We start from the raw sequence: 23,887 nt of genomic DNA on the forward strand, positions 1-23,887 counted from the left end.
AAAAAAAGTAATTAAAAAGTATTAGTTAATTATTTTTTATAATCAACTAATTCCCCAATTCTATTTAATACGGAATCAATAGATTTTTGGCTGTAATTCAATTCAATAGCATCGAACTTGCATGTTTGAACACAGTGCCCACAGCCAACACATTTGTCTTGATCAATGCTTATTTTTCCATCTTCAATATAGATTGCATTTCCAAAGCAAACGTCATCACCTAAACATTTTCTGCACATCTTACAGTTATCGCTTACTGTATGCACTTCAACATCTTCAAGCCTCATCACCTTATTGCTGATGTCATCATCCAAGTCTGGAAGAACTTTCCATAGGCAACAGCAAGGGCAGCAATGGCAAATTGTCAAGAGTTTTTCCTTTGGCCTTACATTCATCCAAACGCTATCGATCTTGTTTCTACCGATAACATGGCTTAATCCTAATTCATCTGCCTTGCCAACATGTGCTAAGGCCTCTTCAACAGTTGCGCTTCTACCGTATTTTGAAGCTATTTTCCTGCTTGCAGGGCCAATGAAAATACAACCGAAGTCTTGCGGGTAATCCTCACAATTTGCAGAAGTTCTGCAAAGGCATTTGTGCATAATGACAATATCTTCAGCTTCTTTTATAACTTCCTTGATTATTTGGCTCGGCACAAATTCAGAGTCATCTTTTTGGAAGCTTTGGTTGACTTCAATGTTTGTAGTGATGGTCTTATTGACGGCATTTTTGTTTGGAAGGACATAAACTTCATCATCTTCGAAAAGGATTTTATCAATGATTTTTTTAAATATCCTTGATCTTCTTGTCATTCTAGAAAGGAAAAATCGTGTATGGAATGTGTGCCCAACTAAAAATGTAGTTATATCTTCGTAATATCCTTTTCGTCTGTCTTTATCGTCCATAGTTCAGTCCCTTGAATTTTATTATTTATATAAGTCTATATAGATATAATTTTTTAATATTTAAATATTTTTTGATAAGTTTTTAAAGTATAAGGTTTTTTGATTATTCCTCATTGTTTTCTTCTTCTATCTTTTTATTCAATCGTCTTAAAATGCCTTTTAATGTATGTGCCTCTCTTCCAGTAATGAAAGCCCGATTGATAATGTTCTTGAACACTTTCAATCCGTTTTTCTTTTTATGGTCAGGAATGGATAATGTGCTGATTAGTTTCTCCATATCGCTTAACAGATATTCCTTTTCAAGTGCAGTGCTTTCTTCCAATCCTTCAACAGGGTAATTGTTTCTGTTTTTAAAGATTTCATAGAGAATGACTGCTGCTGCATGTGAAATGTTCATTATAGGGTAACTTGGGTCAGTTGGAATGCTTACAGTTATGTCACACATTTCTATTTCTGCATTGGTCAATCCGTTTCCTTCTCTACCAAAAAGGATAGCTATCTTATCGTTGTAGTTCATTGACTTTCCAAGTTCTTCAGGTTTGATTGGAATCCTTGATAGGTTATAGCTTCCTCCAGGGGCTCCTGTTGAACCGACAATAAAGTCAATTTCATTGTCTTTTACAAAGTCTTCAACTGTATCATAAACCAATGCATTTTCAACGGTTTCCCTTGCATGCATAGCCTGATAATAAGCTTCATCCTTAAGGGTGCATGGGTTGATTAGAACTAATTTATGGAGTCCGAAGTTACCCATGGTTCTTGCTAAAAATCCAACATTTCCAGGAGATTCGCATTCTACAAAAACAACATAGATGTTTTCCTTAAGTCTGATAGTCTCTTCATCCTCAACTATTTCCTTAACTTTGCCTCTATCGCTTGATTTGTTTTTGTTTTTCATGATAATCTTCTGTTGATTTTATTGCCTATTCGTCATAAGCCATTTTAAGCAATTGAATAAGATTTAATATTTTTACGTTTTCAAGACCAATTTCGTTCAAACCGTCTTGGATGTTGATTTGACAGAATGGACAGATTGTAGTTACATAATCTGCACCTGTTGCTTTAACCATCTCTGCTTTGTCTTTAGCGAGCCCTAAAGCGATTTCAGGTTTTCCAGATTTGATTCCTCCACCTGCACCACAGCATTGGTTAGGAAGTTCAAGCTCTTCAAATTCAACTCCTGGAATCATTTCAATGATTTTTCTTGGCTCTTCTCTGATGCCTTGGCCTCTTGACAAATGGCAAGGGTCATGCCAGGTTACTTTAGTATTGACCTCTTTCATTTTGCTTGCATCTAATTTGTCAACCAAGAACTCACTTATGTCTTGCACATTAAGGTTAGACCCATATTTTGGATGGTCATTTTTGAGGGTTGCTCCACAACCTGCACAGATAGTGATTACCTTATCGTAATCCTTGAAGATTTCCTTGTTTTTGTCTACAAGCTCTTGAACTACGTCAACTTGACCTGTTCTTAAAAGAGGGGAACCGCAACATACTTGTCCTTCTGGAATGTCTATCTCGATGTTATTTGCCTTCAATACATCAAGTAGTGCATATCCTACTTCTTGGGCTCTGTAATCCACCATACATCCTGTGAATAATGCAACTTTTTCCTTATCTTCATTATCATCAGTATAATATTTGCCTTCTTCATCCCATTTCTTATGAATGGTTTCAATGAATGGCTCTTCAGGTTTGCTCACGCTTCTTCCGCTTGCTACAACATTGTCCTTAAAGACCTTATGGGCATCAAGAGGTCCGAGATTTCCAGCATAAGCCATTGCTCTGAGTTTTTCGATTGCATCCCCAAAGCTGTTGATGTTTTTAGGACAGATTTCTCCACATTTTCCACAGCTTGTACATGAATACATTCCGCTGTCAAGAGCTTCTATCAATCTGTCATATTCATCTCTTGGATCAAAGTCAAACTTGGAGATGTATCTTAAGTAGTAAGGTCCGAGGAATTCTTCATTGAAGTGCTTTACCACCGGACAACTGGATAAACAGGTATAACATTCAATGCAGCTTCTAACCTTTTTGGTATCCTTGATGTCTTCAGGCTTAAGCTTTTCATGGGAAGTTTCGCTGTCACAATCCAAGCTTAACTGCAATTGCTTTACCTTTTCATCAGCTGAACTTCTATCCACAATCAAATCCTTTATGACTGGGAAATCCAATGGTTCAATCAATACATTATCACTAATTTCTGCCTTACATGCAAGTGCACCGTTTCCATTGATTTTCACTCCGCAGGAACCGCATTGTCCTGCAAGGCATGAGCTTCTAAAGCTTATGTCAGCATCATATTTTCTGTTGATCTCTTCCAATGCATCAAGCACTTTCATTCCAGGATATTCTTCAATTTCATAAGATTCAATATGAGCTTCCTCATCAGTTTCTCTGTTGAATCTTTTTACATAAACGGTAATCATAGCAATCCCTTTTTAAAACTATCAAATAATTATTTTATCAATATGATTTTTAAATTGATTTTATATTTTTCCTTAAATTGCATTTATTTATTTTTATATAATAAAATAATAAATCATTTTATATATTTTTATTTATTTAATTATAAAGTTTAGTATTTTTTAATCTCACATTTTTTATGTCACAATTCTTTTATATAATCCTTAGCAACCACTCTAAAATTTCTTAAAAATGCCATGTATTAAATATATAAAGAAACTAATATCTTATTATGATAATTTATGAAATTTTATAAAATTTTATGATATTTTAGCGAATTTTAATTATTATCTTATATTTACAATTTAATTAAAACTTTAGAGATTAATCGATTTATGATTTTTCATCGTTATTTTAGAGAATGATATTAATTGATTGGTCTCGTGTGTGGTGAATTTATATGGCTTATGATCAATTAGTAACTAGTGAAAAAGGAGATAAACTATTCCTTTTAGGTAATGAAGCTGCTGTTAGAGGAGCTATTGAAGCGGGCGTATCAGTTGCAGCAACTTACCCTGGAACTCCTTCATCTGAAATAGGTAACATATTATCAGTTGTTGCTAAAAATGCAGAAATGTACTTTGAATTTTCTGCAAATGAAAAGGTGGCTATGGAGGTGGCAGCTACTGCAGCTGCAAGTGGCCTCAGGTCATTTACTTTCATGAAGCATGTAGGTTTGAATGTAGCTGCGGACTCATTCATGACAACTGCTTACTCTGGTGTTAAGGGAGGAATGATTGTTCTTGTAGCAGATGACCCTTCACTCTTCTCTTCACAGAATGAACAGGATACAAGAAACTATTCAAGGCTTTCTTCCATTCCGATTTTAGAACCATCTTCCCCTCAGGAAATCAAGGACATGATGGTTTACGGGTTTGACTTATCTGAACAGTTTGGAATTCCAGTAATTCTTAGGACAAGCACCCGTGTATCCCATATGAGAGGAATTGTGGAATGCGGGAGACAAGAAAAACCTAAATCCACTACCAAGGAAACAGAATCAGATGGACATTGGTTAAGAGGATACTTCGTTAAAAATCCAAGGGAATTTGTACCTGTTCCTGCAAATGCTCTTGCAATGCATGAAAGACTTGCAGAAAAAATGGAAAGAATGGAAGAGACAGCTAATGAATGTCCAGTAAATGAGGTTTATTCTTTTGAAAACGGTTCACTTCAAGGAGAATATGGTGTTATTTCATCTGGCGGTGCCTTCAATTATGCTTATGATGTTGTTTCTCAAGAGAATTTAGGAATGGATATTCTTAAAATCGCATTGTCTTATCCTACTCCAAAAGATTTGATTTATGACTTCTGCAAAAACTTGGAAGGAGTATTCATAGTAGAGGAAGTGGATCCTGTACTTGAAAGGGATGTTCTTGCTGTTCTTGGTGAAAACAATTTGGATTGTCCTGTTTACGGTAAGTTCGATGGAACTTTCCCAATGGTTCATGAATTTAATCCAGACATTGTAAAGGAATCCATCAATAAGGTCGTTTCTGATTTAACTGATGATGCTGAGTTTAAGGAAGAGTACAAATCAGAAAATGGCAAAGAGCTTGAAGGAGATTTAATTGAAATCGTAGACAAGATGGAATTTACAGATGGATTGAATGACTTGATTGAAAACATTCCAACAAGAGCTCCAACATTATGTGCAGGATGTTCCCATAGGTCTGCTTATTATGCTGCTGTAAAGGCTTACGAAGAACTTGGATATGCTAAGGAAGATATGATTTTTGCATCTGACATTGGATGTTACACTTTAGGAATTTCCCCTCCTTATGAAACTGCAGACTATTTGCTTGCAATGGGGTCATCTGTTGGTGACGGTTGCGGTTTCTCAATTGCAACCAATCAGCATGTAATGAGCTTCATTGGAGATTCCACATTTTTCCACAGTGGACTCTCTCCACTTGTTAATGCAGTTCACAATAAGAACAAGTTCGTTCTTACAATTTTAGATAACAGAATAACTGCAATGACTGGTGGTCAGCCAAATCCAGGCATTCCTGTTGATGGAATGGGGGATGAAGCTCCAGCTGTTTCAATTGAAGATATTGTAGAGGCAATCGGTGTCAAGTTTATGAAGATTGTAAATCCTCACAACATCAAAAAGACTGTTGACATTTACAAGGAAGCACTTGAATACGATGGGGTTGCTGTTGTAATTGCAAGATACCCATGTACATTGATTAAGGGACAAAAGAAAAAGGCCACTATGGTCATCAAGGACAATTGTGTAAAATGCTTGACTTGTGTAAAGACTCTTGCATGTCCTGCAATCTCTTATCTAAATGATGAGGTAGTTGTTGATGAAGCATTATGTAAATCATGTACCGTTTGTATACAAGTCTGTCCGAACAAAGCTATTGGAGTAAAGAAAGGTGATTAAGATGGCGAGTAATGATAATAACAATTACAGTATTTACATTTCTGGTGTAGGTGGTCAAGGAATTATTAAGACATCTGTAATCATTGGAGAAGCTGCAATGCTTGAAGGTTATGATGTTGTAATGAGCGAGATTCATGGGATGAGTCAAAGAGGAGGATCCGTGTCAACTGAACTTAAGATAGGTAATTTCAAATCCTCAATTGTAGAGGAATCCAAGGCAGACCTGATTCTTGCTTTTGAACCTATTGAAGTCTTAAGAGGATTGAATAAGGCAAACAAGGACACAACCTTAATATTCAATACTTTCCCTATTGTGCCTTCAACATTGACTCAAACTGGAGAGACCTATCCTGAAATTGATGATATAATAGCTAATTTAAAAGATAATTTCAAATCTGTTTATCCGTTAGAAGCAAATGGTTTGGCTAAGGATGCAGGCAGTATCTTATCTTTAAATATGGTGCTTTTAGGTGCATGTGTTGCAAATGATGATTTCCCACTTTCTAAGGAAACCGTTGAAACTGCAATGAAAAACAATTTAGCTCCTAAATTCCATGAAATGAATTTAAAAGCTATTGAAAACGGTTATAATGCAATTAAAGATTTATTATAATCTTTAATTCTTCTTTTTTTCTTTCTTTAATTAATTTTTTGAAACTATTTATTTTCCATGCAATTTTATACCACAGATTTTGCATATTGTATCTTCTTCCTTAACCCTATTCCCGCATTGAGGGCAATATTTAGGAAGCTCTGGTTTGGTTGACTTGACTTTCTGATTAAGGAAAATATCTTCTCTGATTTTCCTGTTTTGAATAAGGCAAGCTCTATCCCAATCATGTTCCATCAGTGTCTTCTTAACAAAATAAGCTTCAACCATACTGTCATATTGACCGTAATTCTCTTCCCCTCTTATTACACAGAACTTACGTTCCTTATGGTTGAATACGATTTCCCCTTCCAAATCTTTTTTGAATTTCAGGTTTCCTTCAATACGTCCCCTCGGACGGCTTTCTGGAAATGGGGGAAGATCCATATTCTCATACTTGTTCGGCAAGTCGCATTCCACAAGAAGATCATAGTCAAACTTGCAGTAAAACAGGCAATCCCTTTCATAGAGAGCGTCGGATAGTTTACTGAATTCGCCATAATCTTTGTTATTGTATTTAATACGATATTTCTTACCGGACTTTACAATATTTCTGTAAAAATATCTTATATTATTAGTCTCTATCCTAACACCTCCATTCAAGTCGATTAGATGCAATTGCCAAATTAGTGGTTTATAAAATTTTTTAAAAAAATAAGAAAAAATAATTAAATTTTATAGTAATATTAGTATGTTTTAATAATATATTAAATTTTTTAAATCAATTTTTAAATCATTTTTTTAAAATATTTTTTTTAAAATATTTTCAGTATCCTATTTTTGCATTTCAGCACAATATTTCTGCATCTTGTTAATTTGGATAAGTATTCATTTATATAGGAATAATCTAAGTAATATTATCTAAAAACAAATGGAATTTCATTAATCATTTTAGAAAAACAAAAAAATTAAATTATAATTAAGTGTGATTATATGTCTGAAAGTGAATTATATAGTAGAGCAGAAAAAAGAGTGGATGAAAAGATGAGTTTTTATCATCATTTATACAGTTTCATTGCAGTAAACATAATTCTTATCATTATTAATGTCTTGTTTTCACGTGGTGAATGGTGGTTTTATTGGGTAACCCTTTTCTGGGGAATCGGCTTAGTATCCCATTATCTTAAGACCTTCGTTTTCTTTGAGAAATTTGATGAGAAATACAGAGATCAAATGATTGAAAAGGAAATGGAAAAGATGAGAAAATAAGCATTATTTTAAAAATGTTTATTTTATTAAAAAACAATATTTTTAATTGATTATTATTTATTTAGAAAAAATTGTTTGGCAGTAAAAACAATATTTTTAATTGATTATATTTTATTTAGAAAAAATTGTTTGGTAATTTTATGAAAGTGAATTTGTTTGTTTCAAAAGATCTGGAAGAGCCTTATGCAGAAATCTATACTGATGCATTGACTGACAATATTCAAAAGGCAATGGTTCTTTTGGAGAATGAAACTGAAGCTGAAACTGAAGAAGGAATGAATGACAATTCAATATTGGCTGTTAAAAAGGGACAGGATATTGTTCTTTTGGACTTTGAAGATATCTTCATGATTAGAGTTGAGGAAAAGCAGACTAAAGTCTATACAGAAAATAAGGATTATTTGGTAAAAAAGCCTCTTTATCAGATTGAAGAGAATCTTGACGCTAATTTCGTAAGGGTCTCAAAGGCAACTATTGTCAATTTGAGAAAGATAAAAAGGGTAGCTCCTTCTTTAAGGGGAATGATGTTTATTGAGCTTAAGAACGGATTGAAGGATAACATTTCAAGAAAATACCTATCCGATTTTAAGGAAGCTCTTGACTTATGATATTTATTGATTATGCTTATTTGTAAAGGTGGTTATATGAAATTGGATTTAATAGAAAGATTATCAATGGGAGCATTTGTAGGATGCTTCGTTGTAATGCTTGTAATGGTGTTGGGATCTTATATTGCAGGTCCTGAAAATGTATCATTTAGTGGTGCGGAAATAATCGGTGCATTCTTTGGATCAATAGTTGTTGGATGGGGATTTAGTTTAAGCGGACTCATTTATGAAAAGGAAGAAGTTCCATTTCCACTTCAAGTCATATTCCAAATGGTAATTGGTATGGGTGTATTGTTTGCTGTGGCAGTTTACTTGCAATGGATGCCAATCAGCTTAGGAATCGGTCCAATAATTACTTGGGTTGCAATAGCTTGCATCTTCGCTGCAGTGTTCTGGGCAGGATTTTATGTCTATTTCACTCTTCAAGCAAGGGATATAAATAAGAAATTGGAATCATTCAACAAGCTTTTTTAGTCTTCGACTAAAAAACCTTGACCAAAATATTTTTTTTAGAATGAGTCTTTGACTCTTAATTTTCTTATTTAAATTATTTTAATTTTTTTATTATTTTAATATTTTTTCAGTATTTTTTTAATATTATAGTTTTTTTATTATTTTAGTATCTTTTACAGTTTTTTTAATATTTTAAATTTTTAATTATTATAATAATATTTAACTGTTTTTTCAAAAAAGTTTTTAATCAAGGTGTTTGATGTGAGTAATGGGGCAAGTGATTAAAATGGGATAAATTATTTTTTTCATTACTCACATCAATACTATTTTGCAATGCAAAATAAGAAGGTTGACAAAAATGGGTGGTGATAATTAAATATGGTAAATATATTTAATTATCATGTTTTTAAGACTAAATTCCAGATGCTCCGTCTTGAATATTGTCTATTTCAACTTTTCTGTTTAATAATAATTGATTAATCCAACCAGAAGCCCAATCAGATAAATCATCATTATCAAATGGGGTTGGCAAGTATTTGTCCTTATTATTAATTACTTTTCTAGCAAGTTCTCTGTAAACTTCAGCTTGTTTGGAATCAGGTGCTCCTTCGATAGTTGTCACTCCATCCAATTCACATCTGGTTACTGTAGGAGATCTTGGAACAAACTGAATTACATCACTGTTTGTCCGTTCTGTGAAATCTTTTATCATATCCTCTTGGAGGGATGATTTTATGGAGTTTCCGATAACTCCTCCGAGTAAAGCGCCTCCATTGTTGGAGTATTTTAAAATTCCTTTAAATAGATTATTCACAGCATAAATCGCCATGTAATCAGATGAAGTTACAGTATACACTTGATCTGCAATTCCTTTACGTATAGGCATTGCAAAACCACCGCACACTACATCTCCCAATACATCATAAATAATGATATCTGGGTCATATTCATCTATGATTCCATTATTGTTTAGTAATTCGATAGCTGCAATAATTCCTCTTCCTGCACAGCCAACACCTGGTTCCGGACCTCCCGCTTCAACACAGTAAATTCCATTATATCCTTCATGTACAAGATTATCCAAATCGCTTGATCTTTGCCTTACAGTATCCAATACAGTAGGGATGGATTTACCTTTTCTTAATGTTGTGGTTGAATCGTTTTTAGGGTCACAGCCTATTTGCATTACACTATAACCTAAATCCGATAATGCTGCAGATAAATTTGAAGTTGTGGTGGATTTACCTATTCCACCTTTTCCATAAATTGCTATTTGTTTTGGCATGAATATCACCTTTTAGTATGATTATTGATTTGGCTTAAACAAATCCGTTTTTTTATTTGAGATTTAGGTCCCCATTTATAAAGGACCTACAAATCCGCTTACTACATCTTCCACCACTGTCAATCCACCGTCATATCCACTATAATGTTTTGCAAGAACTGACCTATTATAAATTGGATAGGAAATCGGAATATGCAAAGCATTATAATCTTCTATTGAGGTTGGTGCTTCGATTGAACTTGAAAACAGGAATAGGAATGGCCTGTTTTCCAAGTTTTTTCTAATTTTATAAGTGTCTGCTTCAAATATGATATCCGGTTGGACAACAGTGTCTAAATTCTCTCTAATTTCTCTTATAATTTCTTCTCTAACTTCAAGCGGTGGATTATCAGTTATTTGGATAATATCCGGCAAATAACCAAGCTCATTTGCTAAGAATTTTGTAAATGCAATTGCATAACTGCTTTCAGCAGCTACTGCATAAAATGAATTTGGGCGCACTAAAATAATTGCATCACCAGGATATTCCATTAACCTGTAATACCAGTCTTCTTTTTCTGCTATGTAGTTCTCCACAGTTTCACTAGGTATGGATAATTTTTCACCAACTATTCTTAAAAATTCCGCTGTTTGCTTTGCACCAACTGGAACATTTGGGAATTTAATGAATGGGGTGCCGTATTTCTCCTCTAGCTTTTCCACTGCTCTTACTCCTAGCCATGGATTTACAACTATATTGTATTCCGCTTGAGGTATTTTTTTAATATGGTCCAATCCATTTTTTTCCGTAAATATTATATTGGTTTTAATGCCAATTGATTCCAACAAAATTTTAATGGTTAATAAATCTCCTTTCCAGTAAACATGATTGTATGGAACTACTCCAAAGATATTTACTGTTTTTTCTTCTGTTTCAAAAGTTTCATCAGGTAATAATTGGTCAATTATTGCATCCCAAAATAAATTGTACCCCTCAGGGGAGTTTGCTTTAAATCCGGGTGCATTTACATGGATTATTGCTGCTTGATCTCTAAATTCATCAACCACTTGGTCCACATCGTCACCAATCAATGAAGGCACACATCCTGAAGTCACTACAAATAATTCATCATTTGCTATTTCTATTGTGGATTCGATTAAATTTCTAAGCTTTTCTTCTCCACCTAAAATCACATGTTCTTCTACAAGGCAAGAACAGGGAGTACTTGTTCCACCTTCGTTTCCACCAGCAGATTCTCCTCCAGCGTATAATGTTCCAAATAATTGGCCTACGCCACATCCAGCACCGGAGTGGAGAATTGGTATTCCGCCACGAATTCCCAATGTGGTCCCATAGACTCCTGCAAGTGCACAGCTATATCTTGGAGCTTCCACTGATTCCTTTTCAAAATTATTTATTCCAGTATCAATTCCTGACTGATTTTCTATAGTGTTTTTGCTAGACAAATCATCCCCTCCTTAATCATTTGCTTTCATTTAAATAATACAATGGATTATCCTGTTCGTACCACCAATCTTTATAACTTTTTTCAGTTTTTTCTGATAAAGTTTTATGATAAGACCTATTTTTAAATGCATGCAACAGGAAATTACCAAATGCAACCGCTCCAGCATATCCTGCTTGAGCACTTGTTGGTTCCGGGTCTCCCCTTAATGAATGAATTCTAGTAACATTATTGTCTCTTTCCCAGGTACCTCCTTGGAATGGACAGGTCAATGTTAAATCAGGGTCCAAATTAGTTGTTACATTTGCTTGTTCTGCAGCTTGGAAGGTGTTAACCATCAATTGGAAGTCTCCGCTCTTTTCAATGATTTCCTCAAGTTCATCAATTAGTAAATCATCAAAATCCTGAGCCATTGCTGCAGGTGTTGCAAGGCCTAATTCATCAAAGTAAGGCATTTGAGAAACTAATCTTCCTTGACCTAATGACCCTAATACAGTTGGTTTTTTACCATTTTTCCTTAAACTTACAAATTCCTGTTTAATTGCATTAAGCTTCGGTTCCCAAATCTTATGCTCTTCCTCGATTAATTTTTCAACTTCATCTTCTTTTCCTGTGTATTTTGCAATATTTCTTAACCATTCATCAGTGCTTGATAATCCAACAGGGGATGGGTATAAGAAGTATGGAACTCCATATTTTTGTTCTAATCCCCTTGAAAGGTAATCAGTATATGTTGGACAGATTGGTGCTGTAACCGCTGCTTCGGATAATTGTTCGAAATCAGAAACAGTTGCAAATTCTGGAATGAAATTCACTCTCAAACCTAATTTTCCAAGCAATCTTTTGATTTCAAGTCTATCCTGCCAAGTGTATGACAGCATGCTTGCAACATTTACAAGATCTTTCTGTTTTTTCTCAGGCTCTTTTACCAAATATTTTAATATTGCATGCCAAAATGCATCATAACCGGTTTGCACAAGTCTACTTCTAATTCCTTCACAGTGAATTGGAACGATTTTTGCATTTACTTCTGATTGCACTTCATCGACAGTCCCTTCAATGTCTTCACCAATAATGCCTGTAGTACATGAAGTCAATATGAATATTGCCTGTGGATGGTACCTTTCTTCAGCTTTTAAGATTGCATCTCTTAATTTTTCTGAAGCACCATAAATCACATCTTCCTGTTGTAAATTGGTAGTTAACCAAGCATTGTTATATTCGTTTGTTCTTCCTAATGATTCTGGCACTCCTCTATATAATTCACGATAACCAAGTGAACCTGCTGAACATCCTACAGGTGCATTGAATATTGTAACAGCATCTCTGATTGTTGTTACTCTGTTAGATAAATAGAAGTTTAATACACAACCTCCTGATTGTTGGAATTTCCTATCGGGGATATTTATATTCCCCTCTTTTGCATCTTGTAACAATTGAGATGCCTTTCCATAGTAAACATTAGTACCATTAGCTCTTTGTTCCCTATTTGGGCAAGTGTCTTTATCTAAATCGAGTATTCTTTTAATTTTGTTTTTTCTACATGATCCCCTATGAGGTCCATTGCATTGAACCATAAAATCACCTCTTATTAAATTATAACAATTGTTATATTTTTTGAATAGGTAATTAGGATATTCAAAATATAATATTATAACAATTGTTATATCAAAACTCGTTCGTATAATCAATTGGGTTTAAATTTTTAATTGTTAAATAATAAGGAATCATCAACAATTGTCTTTTGATAATAATTGCTGAATTATGAGGGTGTAATTATTTTTAACAATTAATATCTATTAAAAAAATTTTCTAATAGTTTAAAAAATTGCCCTAAACTTTTTTAATAATTTTTCATTTTTTTAAATAAATTAATTTTTAGGGGCTTTAACAAAGTCATAAAAAATATTACAAAAATTTGATTGTTAATGTTTCCATTATGATTTAATAATGAGCAACATTATTGAAAATCTTAAATTTTTAATTTTTTATAACAATTGTTATAAAAGTAGTCTGGTAATCCTAATTAGATTTAACTAGTATTTAAACTTTACTGTTCATACTTTTAGCTTAAAATATATTATTTTTAATTAGCAAGCAGTTTTACATTATTTAATAAATAAGTATTATATAAATGACTTTAGATATTTTTATACTTTTTTTATATTTTTATTATATGCTTTTATAATTTATTTAAAAAGATAAATTCTTTAAATACTTATAAATAAAACTTATTTTAAAATTATTAATAATGAAAACTATAGCAAATGGATTAATCCTAAAAGGCATTGATTTAAGTCCTGTAAAGGAGAACATTGTCATTGATGATGAAAATAACATCATTGAAATCTCCAAGGATGCTAAAGAAGGAGAAATCATTGATGCATCAAATAAGATTGTATGCCCAAGGTTCATCAATGCACATACACATATTGGGGATTCCATCATTAAGGATGAAGGAGATGGCTTAAGTCTTGATGAGGTTGTAAAGCCACCTCATGGAATTAAGCATCTTGCATTGGAATCTGCAAGTGATGATGAGCTCATTGAAGCCATGAGAGAGTCAATGTGGGACATGCACAATCTTGGAATCAGCCATTTCATTGATTATCGTGAAGGTGGCCTTGAAGGAGTCAAGCTTCTCAAGGAAGCATCTAAGAATATTCCAATCACTCCAATCATTCTTGGAAGAGACAGCTCATTCTATGGCGAAGACCCTAACTATCATCAAGTGAAAGTGGCTATCAGGAAGCTTCTAAAGCATGCTGATGGTATTGGATTAAGTGGTTTTGGTGAAATTGATACAACAGTTGCTGAAATAATCTGTGAAAAATGTGAATCTGCAGGAAAGATATCCTCAATCCATGTGGCTGAAAATGAAAATAACCAATATGTGTCTTTGGAAAAGACAAATAAAACCGAACCTCAAAGGGCATTTGAAGCAGGTTTCAATCAGGTTGTTCATATGACCAATCCAAAAAATGATGACATCAATCTTCTTTCCAAATCAAATAGCTCTCTCACCATTTGTCCAAGATCAAATGGTGCATTAAGTGTTGGAATAATTCCACTTTTTGAAGTGTTGAAAACTGGAGTTAATCCATTGATTGGAAGTGACAATATAATGATAAATAGGCCTAATCTTTTTAGAGAAATGGAATTTACATTAAAGATAATGAAAGGTTTCTCTAAGAATTACATAGCTCCTGTTGAAGTATTGAAAATGGCAACAACAAATGTATGTGTAGACAGTTCATTATCTTCAAAAATCAATAAATCATATGTTGGTGAAGGTCAAAATGCTGAATTCATGATCATAAATCAAAAGTCAAACAATCCATATCTAAGTTTGATAAACAGAACTGAAGTAAATGATATTGTAAAGATACTTTAATAAAAGAAATGTAATTTAGATGTTTTGATTAAACTTAATATTTATTTGATTAATTTAATTTTTAATAACTAAGCTTGTGATAAAATGAGTGAACAATTATATAAAAAAATATTATTGCCAACAGATGGCTCAAAATACTCAGACATATCTGAAAAGCATGCATTATCAATTGCAGCTACAAACAATGCTGAAATAATCGCTTTAAGCGTAATTGAAAACTCTTTTTCAATAGGTCTTCCAGATACCGATACTATCTCTGAAGTGAACAGATTGCTTAAGGAAGAGAATGAAAAGAACCTTAAGAAGGTGGAAAGGCTTAGGGATGAATGTGGAGTGGATGTGAAGATTAGAACATTGGTTAAGGAAGGTTCTCCTGCAAGGGTAATTCTCGAAACCATTGATGAGGAAGACATTGACCTTGTTGTTATGGGGAGTTCAGGAAAGAGCGGAATTGACAAGTTCTTGATGGGCAGTGTAGCGGAAAAGGTCGTCAAGTCTGCAAAATGTTCTGTCTTAGTTGTTCATTGATTGCATTTAATAGGCGTTTTAAATGAAGGAAATAGAATTTGATTTGGAAAACAACCCATTCATAAACTTCCTGTCCTCAAGGTACACCATGTCTGCAAGGGTAAATGTTGAAAACTTGTGGATTAAATCAAAGGAGCAGGATTTATCCTTTTTTGTCATGTCACTTGGAGCTTTGATGAATGCATTGAATGATGTTCCTGAGATGAGAAGAAGAATCATTGACGGCAAGGTCATTGAATTCGAATCCTTGGATGCAGTTTGCCCAATAATGGATAAAGAGGAGACAGTCTTTAAGGAAATAAGGATAGAAGGTCCTCAAAGATTCTATAACATTCTAAAATGGCATGATTATGTTGTGGATTATCAGCTTAATGTTTTGGAAGGAGTTGATAAGGCATTTGATGTGGATACAATGGAAAGGGATAAGATAAACATTGCTAATTTTTCATGCATCCCTTGGGTTGATTTCGATTCAATCACCAATGCAACTGCTGCGGGAAATGCAATCCAACCTTTAATCACTTGGGGAAAGGTCAATGAGAATTATGAGATGACTGTATCCATAACAGTTAGCCATATCTTTGTAAATGGGTTGGAACTGGCTAAGTTCTATAAGAATGCTCAAGAGAACTTTGACAGTTTGCTTTAATTTTTGCATCATTTTTGAGATTTTCATATGGATTTTTTCTTTTTTCTTTTTTCTTATCTGTTCATTATTTTTTTATTTAATTCATTCTTGCATATTTCTTGATTTTTACAAAATTTACATAGTATTTTTTGCTTCCTCAATATGCTTATTTTCTAATAAAACTCATTAATTCTTCTTTATTTTATTTCTAGAGTGCTAATATTAATTTTAAATAATTCTAGTTTCCCATTAGTTTTTGAAACTTGCCCTGCTGAATTATGAGTTTTTTAATGAATATATAAAAAACTATAAATCTTGCTTTTTTTAATTAAATTGGTATGATTTATGCATATTTTTATTTAAAACTTGTAATTTATTTATTTTTGATTAAAATAATTATATTTTGGCCTTATTTTATCTAATAAACCAATATTCTATCTTTTTTATCTTTAATTGTTAAAAATCATTTATTTTTTGTTTAACTTGAATTTTTGTATTATTTACATTAATGAAATATTTTTCAATGGATGATTTTATTTTTAACAAATATCCTACTTTTTTATTTGATTTAAATGAATATATGTCCTTTAAAATTTGGATTTAAAATGAAAAGATTTATATAAGATTAACCAGTTAATTTTAATCAACATTAAAAAAGAAATACTGATGCTTTAGTCAAATAAAGCCCAAATTTTAATTTTTAATGATTAAATTATATTAAAAAGAAATTTGTTTGTAAGATAATAATTAAGAATTTAATTATTTTTTAAAAACCATTATTGACATATTTTTTCATATGTTGATTCTTACTTTTTTAATGTATTGAGGTGAAACAATTTCGGTAAAAAGCAAGACGTTATTTGCAGTGCTTATAAGCTTGTTCATAATTTCTATAGCAAGTGTTTCTGCAACTGACGTCAGTGATATTAGTGATAATCAAGATTCAAATATTCTAAATGATGTAGATTCTGGCAGTGGGATTTCCACTTCCGATGATTTTGTTGAAAATGGTACTGGCTCTGTTGGTTCTAGTATTTCATCTAGTTCTGATAGTCTCAGCAGTTCAACAGGTGTTGATGTTTCTGATTATGATGGGAATTCAATTGATTCAATCGGTTCAACCGGTTCAGATAGTAATTCTTGCGAGATCAGTTCAAAAGATGAAATCTCTTCAACAAATGAATTGTGTTCATCTACAGAAGGAAATGCAGAAGCAAATGTCTCAAGTGATGTCTTATGCTCTTCTGAAGATGGTGAAAAGGATTCAGGTAGTGCTTTAGCTTCTTCAGCAAGTGAAAAAAATTCTTCAGTTATAGAATCTTCAAGCACTTCCGTTGCAAGAGGAGATTATTACAATGTCACTTTAAAAGATGGAAATTCCGGCAATCCATTGGCTGGAAAAACAATAACATTTAAATTAAATGGAAACAAGTATACAAAAACTACAAATTCAAAGGGAGTCGCTAGCATATTGTTAAATGCAAGTCCAGGTACTTATGTGATTTATTACTCATATGATGGTGATTCCAATTATGGGAACTATTCTAATTCCCAAAGCATAAAAATCGTAAAGACTCCAACAGCACTAGTTAATTCAGGCAGTTCTGTCGTAAATGGAAAAGCTTATTACATTACCTTAAAGGATTCTTATGGAAATGTATTGTCAGGCAAAACCTTAAGTTTGACATTTAATGGAAAAACATATAAGAAAACTACAAACTCTAATGGTAAAGTTAGCTTAACCATCAGCGGTACAGTTGCAAAGACTTACAAATTAACCTACAAGTATGCTGGAGATGCAAACTACAGTTCCATTGCTGGCTCAGCAAGCATCAAAATAAAGATGCCTACTGCTTTATCCGGTTCTGGATCTACAATAATTAAAGGAAAATATTATTACATTACTTTAAAAAACGGCAATGGGAAAGTCTTATCAGGCAAATCTGTAGTCTTCACAGTAAATGGTAAGAATTATACTAAAACTACTAATTCCAAAGGGGTTGCAAGTTTAAAGATTAACTTAAAATCTAATAGAACTTATGCTTTAACGTATAAATATGCTGGCAGTTCCTATTATGGAAGTTCCTCTAAAACGGTTTCATTATTTGTCAAGACACCTACCCAATTTGTAAATTCAGGTAGTTCAATTGCAAAGGGTAAAACCTATTACATTACTTTAAAGGATTCTGATGGGAATGTATTGGCTGGCAAAACCGTAAAGATAACATATCGTGGAAAAACTTATACCAAAACTACAAATTCAAAGGGTAAAGTAGGATTGAAAATCAGTTCAGCTATAGGTTATGCCTATAATCTTTCCTATAAGTATGCTGGAAATAGCAATTATGGTGCGATTTCCGGGTCTGTTAATTTAAAGGTTAAGAAAGGCACAAGTTTGGCTGGTTCCAGTTCCACTACAATTATCAAAGGAAACAAATACTCTGTCACATTGAAGGATTCAAGTGGAAATGTCTTGTCAAGCAAAAAAGTCACTTTCACTTTCAATGGTAAAAATTATACTAAGACTACCAATTCAAAAGGTGTAGCTAGTTTAACCATAAATGCAGCTGCAGGAAAAACCTATAGTTTTTCTTACAGCTATGCTGGAAGTTCATATTATGCAGCTTCCTCATCAGGCACTATCAAATTGGCAGTCAAGCTTAAAAGTGTAATTTCAAACTCTGGAAGTTCCATAATGAATGGAAGTAACTACAAGATTACATTGAAGGATTCAAGCGGAAATCTTTTAGTTGGCAAGAATATTACCTTCACTTTCAATGGAAAAACATATTCCAAAACCACAGGGGCTACCGGTGTTGCAAGTTTAAGCATTGATGTAAGCACTCCTAAAACCTATGCATTAACTTATAAATTTGGAGGGGATAGCAACTACACTTCATCTTCCGGATCTGTAAGCTTGAATGTAAAGTCAAAAACTGCATTCACTGTTGCGCATATAGTTTCTGCATCCTCATCATTGAAATCCTATGTTGAGAAATATGGAAAGGTTCCATCTACAGTTTCTGTAAATGGAATATCCTTGAATCTAAGCAGTTTCACTTATTTGATGGGTAAAGCTGTTGCAAGCATTAATTCAGGGAAGACTTCTGCGGTTATTACTTTAGTAAATATCAGTTCAAGCTATTCTAATGGAGGAAGTTCATCCATTAACGGCAATTTGTCTAAAGCCAAGTATGTTTCATTGGCAAACAGCTTAGTGTCTTATGTTAATTCCAATGGCAAACTTCCGAATTACATTAATACTAGCTTAGGATTGGTTTCACCAAAGCTTTATAGTTTTGGTCTTTCCAAAGTTTTAGTATTCTATTCATCTAATAAGAGATTGCCTAACACTTTATCTCTTGTTTCAAGTGATGTTGACGGGGCAAGCAGTTCTGCAAGCAGTTCTTCTACCGCTTATTCTTCAGTTACCAAAAAGGGTAATGCTTCCCAATATAAAACTGGATTGAATGAAGTTGCAAATCTTACTGCTGCTCAGTTGAAAGCTTATTTAACCTCTTCCGGAAACGATGCCCTTAACTCCGCTATAAAGAGTTTGGCAAGTAAACTTGTTTCTGGAAAGACTACAACATGGGCGAAAGCGGTGGCAATCTATAACTATGTTAGAGACAATATTTCATACAGTTTCTATTCCAACAGTAAAAAGGCCGCAAGCGGTACTTTAAGCAGTAAGTCTGCTAACTGTTGTGATCAAGCGAATTTGGTAGTTGCTCTTTGTAGAGCAGCCAACATACCTGCAAGATTTTCACATGCTAAAGGTTGTACATTTTCCAGCGGTTTGGTAACTGGACATGTATGGGCTCAGATTTATGTGGATGGAGTATGGTATTCTGCTGATGCAACAAGTAGCAGAAACAGTTTAGGAAACATTAAGAATTGGAATGTAAAGTCCTTTTCTAGCTTAAAACAATATGCGCATTTGTCTTTCTGATGGGTGTGTATTTTATATGGTATCTGGTTAAAATATGCATTTGTCTTTCTGATGGGTGTGTATTTTTTATCTGATATCTAATCAATGCTCATTGCTTTTTCTCTGAGCATTTAGTTCATGTTCGATTATGAACATGATTTTTAATGAAATAAATTGAATAGACAAATTAATAAATTAAATTCTTGTAATAAATGATTGAAGAATTGGTTTGCACTGGTTCTTCTTTTATTTATAATTCTTTTCCTCTTTTTTATTTTTTTATTTTTGCTATTGCGTATTCAGATAGTTTGTTTTTTGTTAATTTTTATTTTTGCTATTGCGTATTCAGATAGTTTGTTTTTAGTTAATTTATTAATTCCATTGCTCACTTTTCAAATATTTTTTACAATAATTACTAATTTTTTCATTAAATTATTTGATAATCAACTAAGTTAATTTTATTTTTCACTAATTTTTTTAAAATTATACTAAAATTATTTAAATGATAAACAATATATTATCAAATGTATAATAAGAATACTACTTTTTGTTAAAAAATTATAACAAAAGTTATGTTGGTATGTGATGATTAGGTGTGAAAAGATAAGAAAATAAATGAATTTGAAATTATCACAATACTTGTTTTAATCTTATTTAAAAATCAATTAGGTGTTACTTATGAAAGTAAAAGATGTAGCTTCTACAGATGTTATTCATGTAACTGTTCCAGGAAGCAGAGAAGATGCTCTAAGAATCATGAAAAAAGAGGATGTATCTGTAGTGCCTGTTATTAAAAATGATACTAACAAATTAGTCGGGATATTAACTCGTTCTGATATGATCACCAATCCTGATGAAGAACAAATTGCAATGTTGATGACTAGAGATTTAATCACAGCAAAAATGGATGATGACTTAAAAACCGTTGCAGAAAAGATGGTGGAAAACAACATCAGAAGAATTCCTGTTGTAGATGATAATGATGAATTAGTGGGAATTGTAACTTCTTTTGATATTGTTGCTTTAGCTATTGCTGATATGGGAATCAAGGAACCTGTAGAAGATTACATGATTAAGACCATTCCTGCAACTTGGGATGAAACTCCATTGAATGTTGCATTTGAAGTAATGAAATTCTTTGGATTGAAATCTGTAATCGGATTAAACTCCAACAACAGAATGACCGGTATCTTAACTGAAACCGATTTCATTGCTGAAAGTGAAATCATCTCTGAAAGAACTGAACACAGCTCTTCTGTAGGTACTGAAGGAGACAAATGGTCTTGGGACAGTACTTCTGTATTGTACATTGAGAAAAACCATCTCAAATTCACAGACAAAGTGTTCAAGGATGTTGCAATCAAGGATGTTGTAACTGCAAACACAAAAACTAAAGTCTCTGTATGTGCTGAAAAAATGAGATCCCTTGATGTAGAGCAATTACCTGTTTTAGGAATTGAAGGAGAGCTCGTTGGACTCGTCAGAGCTAGTGACTTAATTAAAACTTTATTATAAGTTTTAATTTTTTCTTTTTTCTTTTTTTATTCTTTTTTTAATTTTTATATTATTTTTCACTATTTTTTTCATATTGTAATTTATATAGGATATTTTTTGTTCCATAAATTGCTTTAATTTTAATATAAGATTATAATTATATTGTAAATTGATTTTAAATTATAAAATTGCTTTAATTTTATAATTAGAGCATTTTTAGAAAGTTTTATTAATTTTAAAGTCTAAAATATCTTTAGGTTTCGCCACCTAAAAAATTTACAGGCAAGTCAAATTTTAGGAGGTGGTTTTATGGAATTGACATTAAAATTTTTGCTGTTATTGATCAGTGCAATAATTAGCTTTGTTTTAATTTTCCTTGAATAATCATATCCTAATAATAAGCGTCCATGGTAAAAAAGTTAGGTTAAGATTTTCCTTGGTGGACTTTTCCTTTTTAATATTATTTCAAGTTCTTCTAAATATTATTCTGAGATAAATTTTATATACAAAAAAATCTATATTATATTCATGGATTATTATTAGTCCTAAAATTGACTTGTTTGGTGTTATTTGAATTCTTTTTAGAATTCACTTAACATTTTTTAAGCTATTTTTCTAATTTTTTTAAGATTTAAAATATTTATATTAGTTTAAATAAATGTTTTAGTATTCATTTTTTTATCATTTTTAATTTGAGAGATAACATGTCATCTAAGCCTATTTTAGTAATAAAGGATAATGATTCAACAATTGGAATCAGAGCAAGGGTTGGAGAGGAATTCTCTGAACATGAAATCCAATTGAATGTCATGCTTGCATATTATTGGGACAATGATCTTCCAGTTATAGAAAGCTTGATAGACCTTTTTGAATCAGCTGTCAAGAGGACAATAAATGAAGTCCTTCCACATGAAAACCTCTTATTGAAATATGATCTTATCACAGATGACGAGATAGATAAAGCAAGCAGATTTGAGATTCATCTGATTGAAGTGAAAGCAGACGGTACCGGTTTAAGATTGGATGGAAAAATACTTGCCTTAAAGGGCATTTCATCAAAAGAAGAGTATTCACAAGGAATTTTAGGTTTAAAATTTAAAAAAGAAGATGACTCAAATGATGGAATAATAGTTAAATCTGTTGAAAAGAACATTCCAACTGAAAAGAAGATTTCCTTTAAGGAGTTTGCAAGGCAGCAACGATTAAAAAATAATAATTAAAAAAAAAATTGAAAAATAGGATTTTTAAAATTAATAATTAATTAAAAAAAAGTAAATGAAGAAGAACTATACAGTTCTTCTAATAAATGGCAATATCTTTACTAAAGATTCTTTTGCATCTTCCTTGTTTTCATTGTTTTCAATGCTTATCTTACCATCTCTAAATATCTTAGACTCTTTTCCATCAATATTCAATTTGATGTATCCAATTTCATCAATAGTCTCAATATTGCTTATATGCTCATTTCCTCTACTTTTAAGAATCTTATCGGTTTCTGAAATATCAATACCAAATGGCAATCTCTTTCTAAGTCTAAGATTATTTGCTCCTTTTTCAAGTTCATCGTCTAGGATAAGCTCATCATCACTTTCGATTGCTTTAAGATTCAATAGGATCTTGTCATATTGTGATAATTTCAATTCTTCAACAATTGAATCTATCTTTTCATTGTCTAAAATAGCATCCAAATCACTTAATTCGATTGTAGCCACATTTTTCTCTTCTCTAAGCTTGACTACATCAGAACCTGTGATTTCTTTCACATATGCTTCACAATGGTCTATCCTATTCACCTTATCGATTGTTACGGTTTCATTAGTCTTGACCCTTGTTGCAAGACATGTTGTGGAATTTGAGTATTCAATATTATTTTCATCAAGGAACTTATGAATTTCAGGGGTTTCAAGTTCAGCTTCAATGAATGGACTTTCAATCTCATACTTGAATTTCATCAATATCCCAGGCCTATCATGAGTAAGGTCTGTTATATTGTTTCCATCTATGATAATTTCATATCCTTCTTCATTAGCCTTTTGTTTAATTGCACCATACATTAAGTTTCTGCATAGTAAACATCTTTTTGGACTATTTTCAACAAACTCATCTACATCTAGGAAGTTACCATCTATGATTTTGTGTCTTATTCCAAGTTCAGATGTTCTTCTTTTTGCAAATTCCAAAAATCCAGTTGGAAAAATCTGGTTGTCATAAGTGATTGCAAGCACATCTGCACCCGCTTCCTTTGCAAGGTATGCAAGCAATGTGCTGTCTGCTCCACCAGAAAAAGCTAAAGCTACTTTGCCATAGTCTTTAAATATTTCTTTTACTTTATTTATTTTGATATTTGTATTCATATTTGGCCTCGTTGACTTAATAATAAATTCATTTATTATTAGTTTAATTTGATTAATCGCCCGAGTTCAATATCATATCAAATATAAAAAAATAATAAATTAACTATTGTTATATTATTTATTGCTTTTAAAATTTTCTA

Annotated in this window: 19 protein-coding genes; 11 read left to right on the plus strand and 8 right to left on the minus strand. The window is 32.4% G+C overall.

The window, feature by feature from the left end:
• Nucleotides 1-29: 29 nt before the first annotated feature.
• From QZU90_RS02595 to tfrB, 3 genes are all read right to left on the minus strand, one after another.
• A complete protein-coding gene (locus QZU90_RS02595) occupies nt 30-905 on the minus strand; it encodes a DUF362 domain-containing protein (protein WP_296855365.1) in 876 nt (291 codons plus the stop codon).
• A gap of 103 nt (nt 906-1,008) precedes the next feature.
• Nucleotides 1,009-1,803, minus strand: coding sequence for a TrmJ/YjtD family RNA methyltransferase (locus QZU90_RS02600; protein ID WP_296855367.1), 795 nt, complete (start codon nt 1,801-1,803; stop codon nt 1,009-1,011).
• A gap of 25 nt (nt 1,804-1,828) precedes the next feature.
• Nucleotides 1,829-3,340, minus strand: a complete 1,512-nt coding sequence (gene tfrB / locus QZU90_RS02605) for a fumarate reductase (CoM/CoB) subunit TfrB (RefSeq protein ID WP_296855370.1) — start codon at nt 3,338-3,340, stop codon at nt 1,829-1,831.
• Nucleotides 3,341-3,777: 437 nt separating this feature from the next.
• Between tfrB and iorA the strand changes: the two genes are divergently transcribed.
• Together iorA and QZU90_RS02615 are read left to right on the plus strand one after the other, a co-directional pair.
• Nucleotides 3,778-5,769: an indolepyruvate ferredoxin oxidoreductase subunit alpha gene (gene iorA / locus QZU90_RS02610; protein ID WP_296855372.1), complete on the plus strand. Its 1,992-nt coding sequence runs from the start codon at nt 3,778-3,780 to the stop codon at nt 5,767-5,769.
• Between the two features lies 1 nt (nt 5,770).
• Nucleotides 5,771-6,382 (plus strand): indolepyruvate oxidoreductase subunit beta, encoded by a 612-nt coding sequence (locus tag QZU90_RS02615; RefSeq protein WP_296855374.1) that lies wholly within the window; start codon nt 5,771-5,773, stop codon nt 6,380-6,382.
• Between the two features lie 48 nt (nt 6,383-6,430).
• Here the strand turns inward: QZU90_RS02615 and QZU90_RS02620 are convergent, their stop codons facing one another.
• Complete coding sequence (locus QZU90_RS02620; protein WP_296855376.1) at nt 6,431-7,021, minus strand: zinc ribbon domain-containing protein; 591 nt, start codon at nt 7,019-7,021, stop codon at nt 6,431-6,433.
• A gap of 330 nt (nt 7,022-7,351) precedes the next feature.
• Here QZU90_RS02620 and QZU90_RS02625 point away from each other — a divergent pair, with 330 nt between their 5' ends.
• From QZU90_RS02625 to QZU90_RS02635, 3 genes are all read left to right on the plus strand, one after another.
• Entirely contained in the window at nt 7,352-7,627 is a 276-nt protein-coding gene (locus QZU90_RS02625) for a 2TM domain-containing protein (RefSeq protein ID WP_296855377.1), read from the plus strand.
• Nucleotides 7,628-7,767: 140 nt separating this feature from the next.
• Nucleotides 7,768-8,235 (plus strand): LytTR family DNA-binding domain-containing protein, encoded by a 468-nt coding sequence (locus QZU90_RS02630; protein WP_296855379.1) that lies wholly within the window; start codon nt 7,768-7,770, stop codon nt 8,233-8,235.
• Nucleotides 8,236-8,271: 36 nt separating this feature from the next.
• The gene (locus QZU90_RS02635) at nt 8,272-8,709 is read left to right on the plus strand and encodes a DUF3021 domain-containing protein (RefSeq protein WP_296855381.1); all 438 of its coding nucleotides are present in this window, start codon (nt 8,272-8,274) and stop codon (nt 8,707-8,709) included.
• 391 nt (nt 8,710-9,100) lie between these two features.
• Here the strand turns inward: QZU90_RS02635 and QZU90_RS02640 are convergent, their stop codons facing one another.
• From QZU90_RS02640 to QZU90_RS02650, 3 genes are all read right to left on the minus strand, one after another.
• Nucleotides 9,101-9,973, minus strand: coding sequence for a nitrogenase iron protein NifH (locus QZU90_RS02640; protein WP_296855383.1), 873 nt, complete (start codon nt 9,971-9,973; stop codon nt 9,101-9,103).
• Nucleotides 9,974-10,048: 75 nt separating this feature from the next.
• Nucleotides 10,049-11,419: a nitrogenase component 1 gene (locus QZU90_RS02645; protein WP_296855385.1), complete on the minus strand. Its 1,371-nt coding sequence runs from the start codon at nt 11,417-11,419 to the stop codon at nt 10,049-10,051.
• 16 nt (nt 11,420-11,435) lie between these two features.
• Entirely contained in the window at nt 11,436-12,995 is a 1,560-nt protein-coding gene (locus QZU90_RS02650; RefSeq protein WP_296855387.1) for a nitrogenase component 1, read from the minus strand.
• 674 nt (nt 12,996-13,669) lie between these two features.
• Between QZU90_RS02650 and QZU90_RS02655 the strand changes: the two genes are divergently transcribed.
• The 6 genes from QZU90_RS02655 to QZU90_RS02680 all read left to right on the plus strand — a co-directional run bounded on the left by QZU90_RS02655 (nt 13,670) and on the right by QZU90_RS02680 (nt 22,613).
• Nucleotides 13,670-14,812, plus strand: a complete 1,143-nt coding sequence (locus QZU90_RS02655) for an amidohydrolase family protein (RefSeq protein ID WP_296855389.1) — start codon at nt 13,670-13,672, stop codon at nt 14,810-14,812.
• 84 nt (nt 14,813-14,896) lie between these two features.
• Nucleotides 14,897-15,340, plus strand: a complete 444-nt coding sequence (locus tag QZU90_RS02660; RefSeq protein ID WP_296855391.1) for a universal stress protein — start codon at nt 14,897-14,899, stop codon at nt 15,338-15,340.
• Nucleotides 15,341-15,362: 22 nt separating this feature from the next.
• Nucleotides 15,363-15,989, plus strand: coding sequence for a CatA-like O-acetyltransferase (locus QZU90_RS02665; RefSeq protein WP_296855393.1), 627 nt, complete (start codon nt 15,363-15,365; stop codon nt 15,987-15,989).
• A gap of 856 nt (nt 15,990-16,845) precedes the next feature.
• Nucleotides 16,846-19,920, plus strand: a complete 3,075-nt coding sequence (locus QZU90_RS02670; protein ID WP_296855395.1) for a transglutaminase domain-containing protein — start codon at nt 16,846-16,848, stop codon at nt 19,918-19,920.
• Nucleotides 19,921-20,577: 657 nt separating this feature from the next.
• On the plus strand, nt 20,578-21,414 hold the full coding sequence (locus QZU90_RS02675) for a CBS domain-containing protein (RefSeq protein ID WP_295608343.1): 837 nt from the start codon (nt 20,578-20,580) through the stop codon (nt 21,412-21,414).
• Between the two features lie 683 nt (nt 21,415-22,097).
• Nucleotides 22,098-22,613 (plus strand): hypothetical protein, encoded by a 516-nt coding sequence (locus QZU90_RS02680; protein WP_295608341.1) that lies wholly within the window; start codon nt 22,098-22,100, stop codon nt 22,611-22,613.
• A gap of 66 nt (nt 22,614-22,679) precedes the next feature.
• Here the strand turns inward: QZU90_RS02680 and larE are convergent, their stop codons facing one another.
• Entirely contained in the window at nt 22,680-23,747 is a 1,068-nt protein-coding gene (gene larE / locus QZU90_RS02685) for an ATP-dependent sacrificial sulfur transferase LarE (protein WP_296855398.1), read from the minus strand.
• Nucleotides 23,748-23,887: the final 140 nt, after the last annotated feature.

The sequence above is a fragment of the uncultured Methanobrevibacter sp. genome (genome assembly GCF_902784195.1).
Taxonomy (GTDB): Archaea; Methanobacteriota; Methanobacteria; order Methanobacteriales; family Methanobacteriaceae; genus Methanobrevibacter.